A 16827-nucleotide genomic window follows, 5' to 3' on the forward strand; every position below is an offset into this window, starting at 1 on the left:
CGTACACCAGGTGAAGGGTTGCCTAACCTTGCTCGGCATCCGATTCCACGAGGGCCGCGCGCAGGCGCTCGAGTTCGGCCTCCGTCATGCCGTTGGCGCGCAGGTACTCGGCCGCGGAGCCCCACCGCTCGTCGACCTTCTGCAGCAGTGCGCGCATGACCGGCGCGGGCGACTGCGTGGCCAGAGCCGCGGCGTGCACCGCCTCGGGATGCTGCGACCGCAGATAGGCCACGATGCGCCGCGACCGCTCCTCGGGGAGCTGCGACTCCGTGAGCGCGTAGTCCGCGATGATCGCGTCGCGGTCGGCACCCACTGCGGCCAGAGCGAGAGCCACCGTCACGCCCGTGCGATCCTTGCCCACCGTGCAGTGCACCAGTGTGGGCTCGCCCGCCGCGATGATGCGGATCGCGTCCACCAGTCTCGAGCCGCTCTCCTCGAGGAGATGCAGATAGAGGTCGTCCAGACTCGTGTCGGTCTCGAAGAACGAACGCACGGAGCCGAGGAACAGCGGCAGGTGCGTGGTGTCGGGTCCGTCGATCTCGGTCGGCTCGGCCGCGACCTCCTCGCCGTCGCGCAGGTCGACGATGTGCGCGACGCGGCGTCGCACCTCGTTCGCTCCGGCCGTGGTCGCGCCCGAGAGCTGTCCCGAGCGCAGCAGGACGCCCGCGCGGATCCGGCCACCGGCAGCGGGCATCCCCCCGACGTCCCGGACGTTGGTGACGCCGTCGACGTCGAGGACCGTCATGCCTGTGCCTGCGGCTGGGTTGGCGCCTCGGCCGGTGCCTGCGGCTGGGCCTCTGCCTGCGGCTGTGCCTGTCGGGGCGGCACCGGGTACCGCCCCGCGATCACGACGCGGTTGAAGGCGTTGATCGAGACGCACGCCCAGCTGAGCGCGGCGTACTCCTTCTCGGTGAAGACGCCGCCCACCCGGTCGTAGACCTCGTCGGAGATGCCGTCCTCCGCGATGAAGGTGAACGCCTCGGCGAGTTCGAGCGCGGCCTCCTCGCGGTCGCTGAAGACATCGCTCTCGCGCCAGGTGGCTATCTGCATGAGGGTGTCGGTGTCGAGGCCGGCCTTGAGAGCCCTGTCGACATGCAGACGTGTGCAGAAGCTGCACCCGTTCAGCTGGGAGCTGTGGATCATCACGATCTCTTTGAGACGATCGTCGATGCCGTTCGCCGCGCAGATCTCACCGACGGTGCGGGCGAACGCATCGAGCGCCTGGTAGGCGGCGGGCTCGGTCTTGGAGAGGTGCACTCGCTTCTCGCTCATGAGTCCAATGATATTCCCGCGGCGCGACGTCGCGCCGCGTCTCGTGGCCTACCCGCCCGGACATATCGCCAATCAGCACGAGCTAAACGATCATGTAATGAGAGGTAACAACCGGTCACGGCTTGACATATTGCTCCCGCATTTCTCGCGACCCCGCAGGACGGAGCAGAATATGCAGGTGGCGATCGACATCAGCGAGTTCAGCTATCTTCCCGCACAGGCCCAGGCTCTCGGCGTCGCCGCTCCCCCGGTCGAGCGACTGACCCTGCCGCTCGCCGGCGGTCGACAGGTCAGCGCTCTGCGATACGGAGCGGGCGCTCCCGAGGTCACGCTGCTGCACGGGGCCGGCCTCAACGCGCACACCTGGGACACGACGGTGCTCTCGCTGCAGCGACCGGTGCTGGTGCTCGACCTCGCGGGCCACGGCGACTCGTCGTGGCGGGATGACCTCGACTACACGCCGCGCACCCTCGCCGTCGACGTCGCCGCAGCGCTCGATGCGTGGACCGACCGCCCGCAGCTGGTCGTCGGGCAGTCGCTCGGCGGACTCACCGGTGCCGCTCTCGCGTCCGCACGCCCCGACCTCATCTCCGCGCTGATCGTCGTCGACATCACACCCGGCATCGACACCTCGGCGGGCCCTGCCGCCCTGCGCGAGTTCTACGCCGGCCCCACCGACTTCGCCAGCCGGGACGAACTCGTCGACCGGGCCATCGCGTTCGGATTCGGCGGCTCCCGCCCCGACACGGAACGCGGCGTCCTGCTCAACACCCGCGTGCGGGATGACGGCCGGGTCGAATGGAAGCATCATTTCGCCCATCTGGCCGCGCAGGCGCTCGACGCCCACGCCCCGGGAGACGAGTCCGCTCCCTCCCTGCTCAGCGATGCGGGGTGGGAGGACCTCGCACGGACCACCGCACCGATCACGCTCGTGCGGGCCACGGACGGGTTCGTGAGCGCCTCCGATGCGGACGACTTCGCGCGACGGCTGCCGCACGCGCGCGTCGTCACCGTGACGGCGACCCACAACGCGCAGGAGAGCGCACCGTCGGAGCTCGCGGCGCTGATCACCTCGACCCTTCCCTCCGCCGATTTGTGACCTCCCGTTCCACATCCGGCCCGCACCCACCCGACACATCCCTAGGCTCGACCCACCGGCACACAGCACATGCCGCACCGAGAGGAAACACCCCATGTTCCGACGTACGCGACGACTCGCGCTGATCTCCGCGATCGCGGCGAGCGCCATCGTCCTCACCGCCTGCGCAGGCGCAGCCGACCCCGAGCCCTCCGCTCCGGTCGGCGAACCGGATCCTGACGCGACCCTGCAGGTGGGTCTCGTGCTCGAGCCGACGAACCTCGACATCCGTCACACCAGCGGTGCGGCACTCGAGCAGATCCTGATCGACAACATCTACGAGGGCCTCGTCACCCGGTCGCAGGACAACGAGATCGAACCGCGCCTCGCGTCGGACTACGAGGTCTCCACCGACGGCCTCACCTACACATTCACGCTCAATGACGGCATCGCCTTCCACAGCGGCACCGCACTGACCTCGGCCGACGTGGTGGCCTCGTACGAAGCCGTCCGCACCGACGCCACGCTGCAGGGCAACGCCGAGTTCGCGTCGATCGCCTCGATCACCGCGCCCGACCCGACCACGGTGCAGATCGTACTCAGCGCGCCGAACCAGAACTTCCTCTTCTCGCTCACCGGGCCCGCCGGGCTCGTCTTCCAGACCGGTGACACCACGGATCTCAAGACCGCCGAGAACGGCACCGGACCTTTCACGCTGACGCGCTGGAACAAGGGCAGCGCGATCACCTTCGCCCGCAACGAGGCCTACTGGGGTGAGCCGGCCGGTGTCGCCGAGGTCGAGTTCCAGTACATCCCCGACTTCACGGCCGGAGTGAACACCGCTCTCGACGGCGGCGTGCAGGTGCTCACCGCCGTGGACCCGAACCTGGCCCCGCAGCTGGAGGACTCCGGCGACTTCACGCTGACCACCGGCCGCACCACCGACAAGGCGACGCTGGCGTTCAACAATGCGAAGGCGCCGCTCGATGACGTCAGGGTTCGCGAGGCGCTCCGCCTCGCGATCGACCATGACGCCCTCGTCGCGGCCGTCGGCGCGGGATCCACGCTCTACGGTCCGATCCCCGAGCTCGACCCGGGCTACGAAGACCTCTCCGACGTCGTGTCCTACGACCCGGAGAAGGCCAAGGAGCTGCTGGCAGAGGCCGGCCAGGAGGATCTGGAGCTCACCCTCACGATCCCGAGCTTCTACGGCACCACCGTGCCGAAGGTGCTGATCTCCGACTTCCAGAAGGTCGGTGTGACCCTCGACGTCGACTCCGTGGAGTTCCCGACGTGGCTCGAGGACGTGTACACCAACCGCGACTTCGACCTCAGCTTCGTGCTGCACGTCGAGCCGCGCGACTTCGGCAACTTCGCGAACCCCGACTACTACTTCGGCTACGACAACGCCGAGGTGCAGAGCCTGTACGCCCAGGCGCTCGCCGAGGTCGATCCCGACGCGTCCGCAGAGCTGCTTGCGAAGGCGGCCCGCATCGTCTCCGAGGACCACGCGGCGGACTGGCTCTACAACGGCGCGACCATCACGGCGGTGAGCCCGCTCGTCACCGGCTTCCCGGAGGACTCGATCAACTCCCGCATCAACCTGTCCGGCGTGACCGTGGCCGCCCCCCAGTGATGACGCGCACCCCGTGATCCGCTACGCGCTCGTCCGAGGAGCCCTGCTCATCGCAGGGCTCCTCGTGTCGAGCGCCGTGATCTTCCTGACGCTGCGCGTGCTGCCCGGAGACGTCGCACAGCTCATCGCCGGGACCCAGGCATCGCCCGCGGAGGTCCAGGCCCTGCGCGAATCGCTCGGCCTCGACCGTCCGCTCCCCGTGCAGTACGCCGAGTGGATCGGTGGACTGTTCCGCGGAGATCTGGGCACCTCTCTGCTCTCCGGCGCATCGGTCGGCGAGGAGCTGCTGCTGAAATCGCAGGTCACGGTGCCGCTCGGCATCATGGCCCTCCTCATCGCCGTGCTCATCGCCGTGCCGTTCGGCATCCTCGCGGCACTGCGTCGGAACGCGCGGGGTGGCACCGCGCTCAGCGTCGGTGCTCAGGCCCTCGCCGCCGTGCCGGTCGTGTGGGCCGGGATGATGCTGATCGTGGTCTTCTCGGTGTGGCTGGGCTGGCTCCCCCCGCAGGGGTTCCCGCGCACCGGATGGAGCACACCGGGGAAGGCGATCGAGTCACTGCTGCTCCCGGCCCTCACCATCGGCATCGTCGAAGGGGCCATGCTGATGCGCTTCGTCCGCAGCGCCACTCTGCAGGCCGCCGGCCAGGACTTCGTCCGCACCGCCGCCGCCAAGGGCCTCACGCGCACCCGCGCCCTGATCTCGCACGGCATCCCCGCGGTCGGCCTGTCGATCATCACCGTCCTCGGCCTGCAGATCGCCGGGATCATCGTCGGCTCGGTGGTGATCGAGCAGCTGTTCACCCTGCCGGGGATCGGACGGATGCTCGTGGCCGACGTCGGCACCCGCGACCTCGTCAAGGTCCAGAGCGAGCTCCTCGTCCTCACCGGCTTCGTGCTCGTCGTCGGATTCGTCGTCGATCTGGTCCACCGGGCGATCGACCCGCGACAGAGGGAGGCCTGATGCCCGGCTGGCTCCCACGACTGCTGCGCACCGCCACAGGGCGGTTCGGTCTGATCGTCATCGCGCTCGTCGCCCTCACGGCGCTGGTCTCACTGCTGTGGACGCCGTTCGACCCGCAGACGTCCGACATCGGCGCGCGCTGGGCGGTGCCGAGCTGGCCGCATCTGCTCGGCACCGACGACACCGGCCGTGACATCCTGAGCCTGCTCATGGCGGGAGCCCGCACGACGGTCTTCGTGAGCGTCGGCGCCGGGATCGTCGCGACCCTCGTCGGCATCGCGCTCGCCGCGCTCGGCGCACTGACCGCCCGGTGGCTCCGCGAGACGGTCGCGGTGCTCGTCGACATCCTCATCGCCTTCCCCGTCCTGCTGATCGCGATGATGATCTCCTCGGTGTGGGGCGGGTCGCTGTGGGTGGTGATCTGGGCGGTCGGCATCGGTTTCGGCGTGAACATCGCCCGTGTCACCCGGCCCGAACTCCGCCGTGTGCAGCAGAGCGACTTCGTGCTCGCCGCGCGGGCCTCCGGTCTCACCGCCGGGCAGAGCCTGATCCGGCATCTGCTGCCGAACGTCGCCCCGGTGTTCATCGTGCAGCTCTCGTGGTCGATGGCGGTCGCGGTGCTCGCCGAGGCCGGGTTGTCGTACCTGGGGTTCGGCGCCGCGGTCACCGACCCGAGCTGGGGTCTGCTCCTGTCCGATCTGCAGCGCTACATCGGCGTGCACCCGCTCTCGGTCATCTGGCCGGGCCTCGCGATCACGATCACCGTGCTCGCTCTCAACCTGCTCGGAGACGCCCTGCGCGAGGCCACCGACCCGACGCTGCGTCACCGCGCGGCGGAGATCCACACCCCGGCGGTGGTCGCATGAGTCTCATCGTGGAGGACCTGGTCGTCCGCATCGACGGTCGCCCCGTCGTCGACGGCGTCTCGTTCGAGGTGCCGGACAGCACCCGACTCGGTCTCATCGGAGAGTCAGGGTCGGGCAAGTCGCTCACCGCGCTCGCCGTGCTCGGCCTGCTGCCCGACGGCGCGTCGGCGAGCGGCAGCATCCGCTGGAACGGCACCGAGCTGATCGGCATGCCCGACAGGGAGCTGGCGCGGCTGCGCGGCGACGAGATCGGCATCGTGTTCCAGGAGCCCCGCACGGCGCTGAACCCGATCCGCACCGTGGGCAGGCAGATCGCCGAGTCGATACGCATCCACGAGGGCATCGGCCGCCGCGACGCACGTGATCGCGCGATCCAGGAGGCGGCGCGGGTGCGCCTTCCCGATCCCGAGGCGATCGTCGACCGCTACCCGCATCAGCTCTCGGGCGGTCAGCGACAGCGTGTGGCGATCGCGATGGCGCTCGCCTGCCGCCCGCGCCTGCTCATCGCCGACGAGCCGACCACGGCTCTCGACGTCACCATCCAGGCGGAGATCCTCGCCCTGCTGCTGGGTCTCGCCGAGGAGCAGGGCATGTCCCTGGTGTTCATCACCCACGACCTCGCGGTGCTCGCACAGGTCGCCACGCACGGAGTCGTGCTCGAAGACGGCCGCGTCGTCGAGACCGCACCGGTCAGCACCCTGCTGAGCGCGCCCGCGTCGAGCGTGACGAAGGGGCTGCTGCGCGATGCCACCGCGACGCTGTGGCGGCCGGACGGAGGCATCCGATGAGCCTGATCGAGGCGCGAGGACTGCAGCGCGACTATGCGGTCCCGCGACGTTCGACGCTCGCACGGCCTCGCACGCAGACTGCTCTGGCCGCCACGGATCTCGACATCGTCGAGGGGTCCTCCCTCGGCATCATCGGAGAATCCGGATCGGGCAAGTCCACCCTGGTGCGTCTGCTCCTCGGGCTCGACCGCCCGACGGCGGGCACGGTGCGGGTCGACGGCAGGACGGTGGACGCCGCGGCATCCGCCCGATCGCTGCACTGGCTGCGCCGACAGACGGGGCTCGTGTTCCAGGATCCCTACGCCTCCCTGGACCCGCGGATGACGGCCGCGCAGATCATCCGCGAACCTCTGTGGGCTCTCGCGATCGACGGCGACCACCGCGCCCGCGTCCGCGAGGTGCTGGAGCAGGTCGGTCTCGAGCCCGAGATGGCCGAACGTTACCCGCACGAGTTCTCCGGCGGACAGCGGCAACGCATCGCCCTGGCCAGGGCGATCGTGCACCGACCCCGCATCCTCGTCGGAGACGAGCCGCTCTCGGCTCTCGACGTCACCGTGCGGGCGCAGATCCTCGAGCTCCTGATCGAGCTGCGACGCACCACCGATCTGACCCTCGTCCTCGTCTCACACGACATCGGCGTGGTGCAGAACCTCTGCGACACCGTCGTGGTGATGAAGGACGGGAGCATCGTCGAGCGCGGTGCCACCACCGACGTCCTGCTGCACCCGCGACACGACTACACGAGGACTCTGCTCGCAGCGATCCCGGTCATCCCCGCCCCCGGGGAATGATCGAGGGCTCACCGCGCCGAGATCGCTCCGAAGAGGCGACGACGCCGGCTCGGCCGCAGCGCACGACGCATGTAGACCGTGCCGAGGTCGCGGCCGAACTTGTGACCGACGCGGCCCATCCGGCCCGCCTCGACGAAGCCGAGCTTCGCATGGAGTCTGATCGACGCCTCGGCCTTCGTGTCGCTGATCACGGCGACCATCTCGCGGATGCCGAGATGCTCGCAGGCGTCGATGAGGGCCTGCAGCAGGGCGACGCCGAGACCCTTGCCTCCGGCACCCGGCCCCAGGTAGATCGAGTCCTCGACGGTGTAGCGGTAGGCGTTCTTGCCCGCCCACGGCTGGGCGAGCGCGTAGCCGATCACGACGCCCGCCGGCGACACCGCCACGAGGAAGGGCAGTCCGAGCTTGCTCAGCAAGGCGAACTTCTCGCGCCAGTACGGGATGCTGCTGCGCCGCTCATCGAGGGTGACCACCGAGTTGCTCACGAAGTGGTTGTAGATCTCGCGCACATACGGGAGGTCGCCGGCCCTGGCGGGGCGGATCGAGAACGAGAAGACGTCGGGAGCGGGCTGGGGACGCAGATGGCGCGGCAGCACGCGACGACGGTCACCGGGCTCGAACTGCATGGGTTCAGCTTAGGCGCGGCGCCCCGTCGATGCGCCAGTCCACGGGTGCCGCTCCGAGGGACTCGAGCAGGTCGTTGGCCCGCGAGAACGGACGTGAGCCGAAGAACCCCCGTCGCGCGGAGAGCGGCGACGGGTGAGCGGATGCGATGACCGGGGTGTCGCCCAGGATCGGCTGCAGCTGAGCGGCGTCCTTTCCCCAGAGAATCGCGACGAGAGGGTGGTCTCGAGCGACGAGAGCGCGGATCGCGAGCTCGGTCACCTGCTCCCATCCCCACCGACGATGGGATCCGGCCTCACCCGGTCTCACGGTGAGCACCCTGTTCAGCAGCAGCACGCCCTGGTCGCTCCACGCCGTGAGGTCGCCGTGCGGCGCGGGCGGGATGCCCAGATCGCTCTCGAGTTCGCGATAGATGTTGCCGAGGCTGCGCGGCAGCGGACGCACGTCGCGATCGACGGCGAACGACAGGCCGATCGGATGCCCGGGGGTCGGATAGGGGTCCTGTCCGGTGATGAGCACCCGCACGTCTGCCAGGGGTCGTCGGAACGCCCGCAGCACGTGGTCGCCTGCCGGGAGATAGCCGCGACCCGCGGCCTGCTCCTCGCGCAGCCGATGCCCGATGGCCGTGATGGTCTCCTGCGCGGGCGCGAGCGCGTCGGCCCACCCCGGATCGATCAGACCGTCGGCGGCCAGTTCGGCGAGAGTGCGGCTCGGCATCGCTCAGCCGACGGGACGCACACGCAGCGGTCCGCGCGCGAGCAGGTGGTTCGCGGACTGGGCCACGGGGCGCATCGTGATGAGATCGAGGTTCACGTGCCCCGGTGCGTCGAGCGCGTAGGCGATGACGTCCGCGACGTCCTCGGCACGCAGCGGCGCCTCGACATCCGCGTAGACGGACTCGGCGGCGACCGCATCCCCGCCGAGACGATTGAGCGTGAACTCCTCGGTGTGCACCATCCCGGGCGCGATCTCGGCGACCCGGATCGGTTCGCCGTTGAGCTCGAGTCGCAGGGCATGCACGAGCATGGACTGCGCGGCCTTCGCCGCGTTGTATCCGCCGCCTCCGGCGTACGCCACCTGCGCCGCGGTGGAGGTGACGAACAGCGTGTCGGCGTGACCGTCCGCCGCGGCGGCCCGACGCAGCAGCGGCAGCAGCCCGGCCACCAGACGCTGACTCGAGAGCACGTTCGCGTCGTACATCCACTGCCAGTCGTCTGTCGACGCGTTCTCGACGCGATCGGTGCCTCTGGCCCCTCCCGCCACCTGCACGAGAGCATGCACCGGCCCCGAGGCCCCGAGCTCTTCGACTAGGGCCGCGACGGCGTCGGGGTTCGTCAGATCGCATGCGATCGCCGATGCCCCGGTCTCGGCGGCGAGCGCCGCCAGCCGGTCCTCACGGCGCGCGACGCCGACCACTCCCCACCCGCGGGCGCGCAGTGCGCGCACCGTCGCCCGTCCGATACCCGAGCTCGCACCGGTCACCACTGCACGCCTGTTCACCATGCTCTCCACCGTACGATGTTCCGCCCGGATTCCCGGGTGCGCAGCAGCACGCCGTGTCACTCCGCGTGCGCATCCTCTCTTCTCGAGCGCGCGTCCCCGACCAGGACGAGCGCGACCCCGGCCGCGCACAGCGCGAATCCGCCGACGGTGACCGGCGTCATCGGCTCGCCCAGCAGAATGCTCCCCGCGAGCGAGGTCGTCGGGGCGATCAGGAAGAGCAGCGCCTGCAGGCCGGTGATCCCGATGCGTCGCAGCAGCCACCAGTAGAGCCCGTACGCGGCGAGCGTCGGGAACACGGCGGTCAGGGCGACGGCGGTCCAGAAGGGCCAGGATGCCGGCGGGACGAGCGATCCCGTCATCGTCGCGAGCACGAGCAGCAGGACCGCGGTCACCGACACGTGCACAGTGAGGGTGACGAGCACTCCGGTGCGCACGGGTGTTCTGCGCTGCAACAGTGTGCCGATGATGAGGGCCACCATCGCCAGTGCCGGAAACGCGTAGGCCCAGGGCGGCGCTGCCGTGTCGCCGAGCTGCGAGCGCACCACCAGGAGGACCCCGACCGCGCCGATCCCCAGACCGAGCCACTGCGCTCCCCGGACCCGCAGGCCCAGCACCGGCCCCACGAGCACCGCCACGACGAGCGGCTGGATCGCGTCGATCAACGCGACCGTTCCGGTGGCGACCCCGGCGGCGACCGCCGCGTAGACGGCGAGACAGTACCCGAACTGCGCGAACACGCCGATCGCGGACTGCATGCGCAGATCACGGGCGGGAATACCCCTCGCCGCCCCCGTCAGATGCACGAGCACGAGGAGCATGCACGCCAGCGGGACGAAACGCCAGACGAGGAGCGTCAACGGCGAGACGTCGACGGTGGCGAACGCCGGGATGATGAACCCCGAACTCCAGGTGACCACGAAGACCGCGGATGCCGTGACGGTGACCACCCGGCCAAGTATACCGATCTGTCTACTCATGACATTGACTATACAGACTGGTATATTCGAGCCATGACGCAGCCGGTCCCGGACCTCGCCCCCCTGACCCCCGGCGGACGCCGGGTGCTCGACGCGGCATCGCGGCTCTTCTACGAGCGCGGCATCCACGCCGTCGGCGTCGACACGATCGCGGAGGCGGCCGGCGTCACCAAGAAGACCCTCTACGACCGGTTCGGGTCGAAGGAGGCCCTCGTGGTCTCGTACCTGCAGCACCGCGATGCCCGATGGCGCGCGCATGTCGCCGCGCAGCTCGAGCGAGTTCCCGAGCCCGGCCCCGCGCGGATCCTCTCGATCTTCGATGCCGCGATCTCGTGGTCCGATGAGAACAGCCCGAAGGGATGCAGTGCGATCAACGCCCGTGCCGAGCTCGGCGACGGCGCCGACGGCCATCCCGTGTTCCCCGAGGTGTCGCGCCAGAAGGTCTGGCTGCTCGATCTGTTCGAGGAGCTGTGCACGTCCGGCGGGGTGCGTGATCCCCGGGCGATGGCGCAGGCGATGATGCTGCTCTACGAGGGGGCGATCGTCACGGTGGGGATGGCCACCTTCGCCGAGCCGTTCCGGATTGCCCGCACCTGGGCGGATGCGCTGCTCACGCGGGATCGATCGAGTTGATTACGTCGCATGTCCCGACGACTGTCGGCGACTGACGATTTTCCGTACGCTCGCAGCAACGGCATCAGCCGAACCGATTTCCAACAGTTCCAGGGGGAACACATGTCCGCACCCGAGACCTGGCGTTTCGAGACCAAGCAGATCCACTCCGGCGCTGCTCCCGACCCCGTGACCAAGGCCAGGGCCACGCCTATCTACCAGACCACGTCGTACGTGTTCGACAGCGCGGACCACGCGGCGAACCTGTTCGCCCTCGCGGAGTTCGGCAACATCTACACCCGCATCCAGAACCCCACGCAGGACGTGCTCGAACAGCGCCTCGCCGCACTGGAGGGGGGCACCGGCGCCCTCGTCCTCGCCAGCGGCCAGGCGGCGTCGACGTTCGCTGTGCTCAACATCGCCGAGGCGGGCGACCACATCGTGTCGTCCAGCTCGATCTACGGCGGCACGTACAACCTCTTCAAGTACACGCTCGCGAAGCTCGGCATCGAGGTCACGTTCGTCGAGAACCAGGACGACGCCGAGGAATGGCGCCGCGCCGTCCGCCCGAACACCAAGCTGTTCTTCGCGGAGACCATCGGCAACCCGCAGATCAACATCCTCGACATCCGCACCGTCGCCGACGTCGCGCACGAGGGCGGCGTGCCGCTGATCGTCGACAACACGATCGCCACCCCGTACCTCATCCGCCCGTTCGAGCACGGCGCCGACATCGTGGTGCACTCCGTGACCAAGTTCCTCGGCGGCCACGGGACGACTATCGGCGGCGCCATCATCGACGGCGGCACGTTCGAGTGGTCCAAGAACGTCGAACGATTCCCCGGTCTCACCGAGCCCGACCCCTCGTACCACGGCGCCAGCTACACCGCTGCGGTGGGTGACCCGCTCGCGTACATCATCAAGGCCCGCGTGCAGCTTCTCCGCGACCTGGGCTCGGCCATCGCCCCGCAGAGCGCCTGGAACCTCATCCAGGGCATCGAGACGCTCTCGCTGCGCATCGAGCGTCACGTGCAGAACGCCCAGGAGATCGCCGAGTGGCTCGACGGCCGCGACGATGTCGCCTCGGTGAACTACTCGGGTCTGCCCTCTTCGCCCTGGTACGCCAAGGCCAACGAGTACGCCCCCAAGGGTGTCGGAGCGGTCCTGTCGTTCGAGCTCAAGGGCGGCGTCGAGGCCGGCCGCGAGTTCGTGAACAGCCTGTCGCTCTTCAGCCACCTCGCCAACATCGGCGACGTGCGCTCGCTGGTGATCCACCCGGCGTCGACCACGCACGCCCAGCTCACCCCCGAGCAGCAGCTCACGGCCGGCGTCACGCCCGGACTCGTGCGTCTGTCTGTCGGCATCGAGAACATCGACGACCTCAAGGCGGACCTCGACGAGGCCCTCGCCGCGGCGCGCCGCGTGTCGGAGGCCGCACGCGCCTGATCCGACGATCGCACGACGGATGCCCCGGGCCTCGGTCCGGGGCATCCGTCGTCTCCCGTGTGCGGCGGCTGCACAGTCGGCGGCGTCGAGAATGGGAAGCCCGCACCGAGGAGCATCCCATCGCCGTCACCACACCCCCGCCGCCTGGCCGTCGCTCGACCGTCCGCGCCGGACGGGTCATCGCCGTCGCCGGACTCGTGATGCTGGCACTCGCCGTGGGCATCTGGATACCCGGCGTCATCGGCACCGTGGCCGCGGCTCTGCTGCCGTGGTGCGGCCTCGCCCTGCTCGCCCTCGCGGTGTGCGCCCTCGTCCGGGCCCGGCGGGTACTCCTCGTGCTGATCGCACCCGCTCTCGTCTGGATGCTCGCCATCGCCCCCTCCGCGCCCGGTCTCGCCGCGCCCGGTCTCGCCGCGGTCGGCGCCGACCCGACCGCATCCTTCGAGATCGTCAGCCAGAACGTGCGCGCGCACTCCGGAGGAGCTGCGGCCTCCGCTGCGGAGATCGCCGCATCCGGCGCCGACGTCATCGCCCTGACCGAACTGGACGAAGGCAGCCTGGCGGCCGCACGCGACACGCTGGCCGCCGACTACCCGCACACCTACGCGATCGGGACCGTCGCCGTGTGGAGTCGCTTCCCCATCCTCGAGGCGGAGGCCCTCTCACTCGGGCTCGACTGGAAACGCGCGCTGCGGGTGGTCGTGGCCGCCCCCCACGCCGACGTCGCGGTCTACGTGATGCATGCCGCCTCCGTGCGTCCCGGTGTGCAGGAGGAGCGCGACACCATGCTCACCGGCATCGCGGATGCCGTGGCCGCCGACCAGGGTGACGCGATCGTCGTGGTGGGCGACTTCAACGCCGCATCCGCGGATCCGGCGCTCGGCGCCATCCGGTCGCAGCTCGACTGGGTCAGACCGACCGACGGCTCGCTCGGATTCACCTGGCCCTCGACTGTGCCGTTGACCCGGATCGACCACGTGTTCGTGCGGGGACTGGACGTGCTCGCGTCCACCACGATGCGGGCAGGGACCAGCGACCACCTCGCGACCGTGACCACGCTGGCGACGACGACCCGCTGAGCGCGCACCACCCCCACCACCCCACGACCCTCATGAGCATCGCGACGCTCACGACCACCGCGACGCACCCGGCACCGTAACGTTCGTTCCTTCGTCGGCCCGCCAGGCGAGAATGGAGGAATGGACTGGCAGACGACCTCTGAAGACACGGTGCCCTCGGCGCCCGTGAGCGAGGCCGACGTGCGCCTGCTGCGCGCGCGCCCCCCGGCGACCGGCGCCTGGCGCGACGGCGACCCCGTCGGCGGTCGTCACTTCGCATCGTTCGGCTCCTTCCCGACCGAGAGCGGAGCAGAGCTCCCTGCCATCCGACTCGCCTACGAGAGCTGGGGGGAGCTGAACGCGGCCCGCGACAATGCGATCCTCGTGCTGCACGCCCTCACCGGCGACAGCCACATCCGCGGCGACGCGGGTGCGGGGCATCCGACCGCCGGCTGGTGGGAGAGCATCACCGGACCCGGTGCCGCTCTCGACACGGATCGCTGGTTCGTTATCGCCCCGAACATGCTCGGCGGATGCCAGGGGTCGACAGGTCCCGCGAGCATCGCGCCGTCGGGGTACGAGTGGGCGTCCCGCTTCCCGTATCTGACCATCCGCGATCAGGTCGCCGCCCAGGTGCGGCTCGCCGACGCCCTGGGGATCGACGCGTGGGCGGCGGTGATCGGCGGATCGATGGGCGGAATGCACGCTCTGGAATGGGCGGTCACGCACCCCGAGCGGGTCGAGCGGCTCGGAGTGCTCTCGTCACCGCCGGCGACCACCGCCGACCAGATCGCGCTGAACACCGTGCAGCTCGAGACGATCCGGATGGATCCGCGGTTCCAGGGAGGCGAGTACTACGACCTGGCCGACGGCGACGGCCCGCATCGCGGCCTCGCTCTGGCGCGTCGCATGGCGCTGCTGAACTACCGCAGCCCGATCGAGCTCAACCAGCGATTCCAGCGCTCCTGGCAGTCGGGTGTGTCGCCGCTCGGCCACGGCGGGCGCTTCGCCGTGGAGTCGTACCTCGACTTCCACGGCAACAAGTTCACGCGCCGCTTCGACGCGAACAGCTACATCACGCTCGTCGAGGCGATGAACTCCCATGACGTCGGACGCGACCGCGGGGGCGTCGAGGAGGCGCTGCGAGGCGTCACCGCCACCACGCTCGTGCTCGGGATCGACAGCGACCGGCTCTTCCCGGTCGACGGACAGCATCGCATCGCACGCAGCATCCCCCGCACCCTCGACGGAGACGAGGCGGTGGTGCTGACCAGCGACTTCGGACACGACGGCTTCCTCATCGAGACGGAGGCCGTCGGCGCCCACCTGCGCCGACTGCTCGCGACCTAGCCGGCCACGAGGTTCCAGGGCAGCGATCTGGTCTCCAGCCGCATCCCGTCCCACTCGAACACGGTGCCCGCCGGCGTCTCGATCACCCGCGTCGTGAAGTTCCGCGCGGTGCCGGCGGCTTCGAGCGCCTCGTCGACGGTCTGCATGCCGCACAGACCGTGCAGCGTCATCCAGGTGGGCGGGAAGAGCGTCCACTCCCCCGCCGCGTGCCGTGACAGCGCCCTTTCCGGGCTGGTCCACACCGCGTCCACGACCTCGTCGGCCGAGAGGTCGAGCGCAGCCTCGGGCGCCCTGGACAGGAAGAACCAGGTGCGGATGCGCACGGGAGCCTGCGCCGGCGGCTGCCACAGCGACAGGGCGACCGGATCGGCGATGACCAGGCCGACCTCCTCCCGCGTCTCGCGCACCGCCGCGTGTCGCGCATCGTCCTGTTCGCCGTCCCCGTCCAGGCGATCGCCTGTCTCCACCTTGCCTCCGGGGAAGACCCACGCGCCGGCGAACGATCCGCGATCAGGTCGCCGCATCAGCAGCACCTCGATGCCGCCGGTCGCGGGACGCAGCAGCACGGCCGTGCCGGCGACGGGGAGATCGTCGGGCTCGCTCACGCGCTCACTCTACCCGCGGCCATGAACCGGACGGCGGGCTCACGCGGCGGCGGGCACCGGCTTCCTGGCTTCGACGCGATACGACAGGAGCGCGATCACCAGACCGGCGATGGCGAGCGCCGCCCCGGTCCAGGACGGGGCGGTGAAGCCCCACCCCGCAGCGATCACCGCACCGCCGAGGAACGCACCGAGACTGTTGCCGATGTTGAGCGCGGAGTGGTTCATGGCGGCGGCGATCGACTGGTTGTCCCCCGCGACATCCATCAGCCGCGTCTGGATCGTCGGGCTGAGCACCGACGACACGAAGCCCACGACGAGCACGAGCAGCGCGAGTGTGACGATCCAGAATGCGAGCACCGCCAGCAGCGCGAACACCACCGCCATCGCCACGAGCCCGAAAAGCAGCGTGCGCCGCAGGTCGATGTCGGCGAGATGACCGCCGACGAGGTTCCCCGCGGTCATCCCGAGGCCCATCAGCACGAGCACGATCGGCACGACCCACTCGGGGGACCCGGCGACCTCCGTCACCAGCGGGGCGATGTAGCTGTAGACCGCGAAGAAGCCACCGAAGCCGATGGCTCCGACACCGAGCGTGGACCAGACCTGCGGGATGCGGAAGACGCCCAGCTCCTCGCGCATGGTGCGCCCGGGAGACCCGGGGTGCTTCGGCACGAAGAGGACGATGCAGGCCGTCGCGAGCGCGAAGACCAGCGCGACCACCGCGAACGCGACCCGCCACCCCCACAGCTGACCGAGGAACGTGCCCAGCGGCACGCCGACCACGTTCGCGACCGTGAGCCCGGTGAGGATGAACGCGACGCCCTTCGCGCGATTGCCGGGCCCCATGACGTCGGCGGCCACCAGCGCGCCGATGCCGAAGTACGCCCCGTGCGGAAGCCCTGCGAGGAAGCGGGAGGCGCCGACGAGCTCGAACGTGGGCAGGAAGACCGTCAGGGCGTTGAACACGGTCAAGGCGAGCGCGAGGCCGATCATGACGCGATGCCGCGGGAAGCGCGCGACGAAACCCGCGATCGTCGGCGCTCCGACGACGACGCCCAGCGCGTACAGCGAGATCAGCCAGCCGGCCTGGCTCAGCGCGTCCTCAGGGCTGCGCGCCCACAGTGTGGGCAGCAGCTCGTCGGCGATGTTGGGCAGCAGACCCATGACGACGAACTCGGTCATGCCGATGCCGAAGCTGCCGATGGCGAGGGAGAGGAGCGCCCACTTCGCCGCACCCCTCGATTCAGTCGAGGGATTCAC

At 69.9% G+C, this 16827-nt stretch carries 18 protein-coding genes; 10 read left to right on the forward strand and 8 right to left on the reverse strand.

Features of this window, described 5'->3' with window-relative positions:
* Window positions 1-22: 22 nt before the first annotated feature.
* Window positions 23-745, reverse strand: a complete 723-nt coding sequence (locus FQ142_RS10880; protein WP_149423270.1) for a tyrosine-protein phosphatase — start codon at window positions 743-745, stop codon at window positions 23-25.
* The gene (locus FQ142_RS10885) at window positions 742-1272 is read right to left on the reverse strand and encodes a carboxymuconolactone decarboxylase family protein (RefSeq protein ID WP_149423271.1); all 531 of its coding nucleotides are present in this window, start codon (window positions 1270-1272) and stop codon (window positions 742-744) included. The genes FQ142_RS10880 and FQ142_RS10885 overlap by 4 nt, the downstream gene beginning before the upstream one ends.
* Before the next feature lie 172 nt (window positions 1273-1444).
* Between FQ142_RS10885 and FQ142_RS10890 the strand changes: the two genes are divergently transcribed.
* From FQ142_RS10890 to FQ142_RS10915, 6 genes are all read left to right on the forward strand, one after another.
* Window positions 1445-2371 carry an alpha/beta fold hydrolase gene (locus tag FQ142_RS10890; protein WP_149423272.1) on the forward strand — a complete coding sequence of 309 codons (927 nt, stop codon included), beginning with the start codon at window positions 1445-1447 and terminating at the stop codon, window positions 2369-2371.
* Window positions 2372-2465: 94 nt separating this feature from the next.
* The gene (locus FQ142_RS10895) at window positions 2466-3986 is read left to right on the forward strand and encodes an ABC transporter substrate-binding protein (RefSeq protein WP_149423273.1); all 1521 of its coding nucleotides are present in this window, start codon (window positions 2466-2468) and stop codon (window positions 3984-3986) included.
* Window positions 3987-3999: 13 nt separating this feature from the next.
* Window positions 4000-4947 (forward strand): ABC transporter permease, encoded by a 948-nt coding sequence (locus FQ142_RS10900; protein WP_149423274.1) that lies wholly within the window; start codon window positions 4000-4002, stop codon window positions 4945-4947.
* Entirely contained in the window at window positions 4947-5813 is an 867-nt protein-coding gene (locus tag FQ142_RS10905) for an ABC transporter permease (protein WP_149423275.1), read from the forward strand. Before FQ142_RS10900 ends, FQ142_RS10905 begins: the two co-directional genes overlap by 1 nt.
* Window positions 5810-6601 carry an ATP-binding cassette domain-containing protein gene (locus FQ142_RS10910; RefSeq protein WP_149423276.1) on the forward strand — a complete coding sequence of 264 codons (792 nt, stop codon included), beginning with the start codon at window positions 5810-5812 and terminating at the stop codon, window positions 6599-6601. The genes FQ142_RS10905 and FQ142_RS10910 overlap by 4 nt, the downstream gene beginning before the upstream one ends.
* A complete protein-coding gene (locus tag FQ142_RS10915) occupies window positions 6598-7392 on the forward strand; it encodes an ABC transporter ATP-binding protein (protein ID WP_149423277.1) in 795 nt (264 codons plus the stop codon). The genes FQ142_RS10910 and FQ142_RS10915 overlap by 4 nt, the downstream gene beginning before the upstream one ends.
* An 8-nt stretch (window positions 7393-7400) precedes the next feature.
* Here FQ142_RS10915 and FQ142_RS10920 read toward each other — a convergent pair whose 3' ends face one another.
* Genes FQ142_RS10920 through FQ142_RS10935 form a run of 4 tightly spaced genes read right to left on the reverse strand, consistent with a single transcriptional unit; the run spans window position 7401 to window position 10496 of the window.
* Complete coding sequence (locus FQ142_RS10920) at window positions 7401-8018, reverse strand: GNAT family N-acetyltransferase (RefSeq protein WP_149423278.1); 618 nt, start codon at window positions 8016-8018, stop codon at window positions 7401-7403.
* A 4-nt stretch (window positions 8019-8022) separates the two neighbouring features.
* Window positions 8023-8733 carry a uracil-DNA glycosylase gene (locus FQ142_RS10925; RefSeq protein WP_149423279.1) on the reverse strand — a complete coding sequence of 237 codons (711 nt, stop codon included), beginning with the start codon at window positions 8731-8733 and terminating at the stop codon, window positions 8023-8025.
* A gap of 3 nt (window positions 8734-8736) precedes the next feature.
* Window positions 8737-9519: an SDR family oxidoreductase gene (locus FQ142_RS10930; RefSeq protein ID WP_188042369.1), complete on the reverse strand. Its 783-nt coding sequence runs from the start codon at window positions 9517-9519 to the stop codon at window positions 8737-8739.
* A gap of 56 nt (window positions 9520-9575) precedes the next feature.
* Window positions 9576-10496 (reverse strand): DMT family transporter, encoded by a 921-nt coding sequence (locus FQ142_RS10935; RefSeq protein WP_149423280.1) that lies wholly within the window; start codon window positions 10494-10496, stop codon window positions 9576-9578.
* 33 nt (window positions 10497-10529) lie between these two features.
* Between FQ142_RS10935 and FQ142_RS10940 the strand changes: the two genes are divergently transcribed.
* From FQ142_RS10940 to FQ142_RS10955, 4 genes are all read left to right on the forward strand, one after another.
* Window positions 10530-11129: a TetR/AcrR family transcriptional regulator gene (locus tag FQ142_RS10940; protein ID WP_149423281.1), complete on the forward strand. Its 600-nt coding sequence runs from the start codon at window positions 10530-10532 to the stop codon at window positions 11127-11129.
* A 102-nt stretch (window positions 11130-11231) separates the two neighbouring features.
* Window positions 11232-12554 (forward strand): bifunctional o-acetylhomoserine/o-acetylserine sulfhydrylase, encoded by a 1323-nt coding sequence (locus tag FQ142_RS10945; protein WP_149423282.1) that lies wholly within the window; start codon window positions 11232-11234, stop codon window positions 12552-12554.
* Between the two features lie 59 nt (window positions 12555-12613).
* Window positions 12614-13633 carry an endonuclease/exonuclease/phosphatase family protein gene (locus FQ142_RS10950; protein ID WP_056416528.1) on the forward strand — a complete coding sequence of 340 codons (1020 nt, stop codon included), beginning with the start codon at window positions 12614-12616 and terminating at the stop codon, window positions 13631-13633.
* Between the two features lie 120 nt (window positions 13634-13753).
* Window positions 13754-14962, forward strand: a complete 1209-nt coding sequence (locus FQ142_RS10955; protein ID WP_149423283.1) for a homoserine O-acetyltransferase MetX — start codon at window positions 13754-13756, stop codon at window positions 14960-14962.
* On the opposite strand, the gene FQ142_RS10960 is transcribed toward FQ142_RS10955, so the two are convergent.
* Together FQ142_RS10960 and FQ142_RS10965 are read right to left on the reverse strand one after the other, a co-directional pair.
* Window positions 14959-15567: an NUDIX hydrolase gene (locus FQ142_RS10960; RefSeq protein ID WP_149423284.1), complete on the reverse strand. Its 609-nt coding sequence runs from the start codon at window positions 15565-15567 to the stop codon at window positions 14959-14961. The two genes, FQ142_RS10955 and FQ142_RS10960, sit on opposite strands and share 4 nt — an antisense overlap.
* 39 nt (window positions 15568-15606) lie before the next feature.
* Window positions 15607-16827 carry an MFS transporter gene (locus FQ142_RS10965; protein WP_149423285.1) on the reverse strand — a complete coding sequence of 407 codons (1221 nt, stop codon included), beginning with the start codon at window positions 16825-16827 and terminating at the stop codon, window positions 15607-15609.

It is taken from the genome of Microbacterium sp. ANT_H45B (assembly GCF_008369345.1).
In the GTDB taxonomy this organism is placed as follows: Bacteria; Actinomycetota; Actinomycetes; order Actinomycetales; family Microbacteriaceae; genus Microbacterium.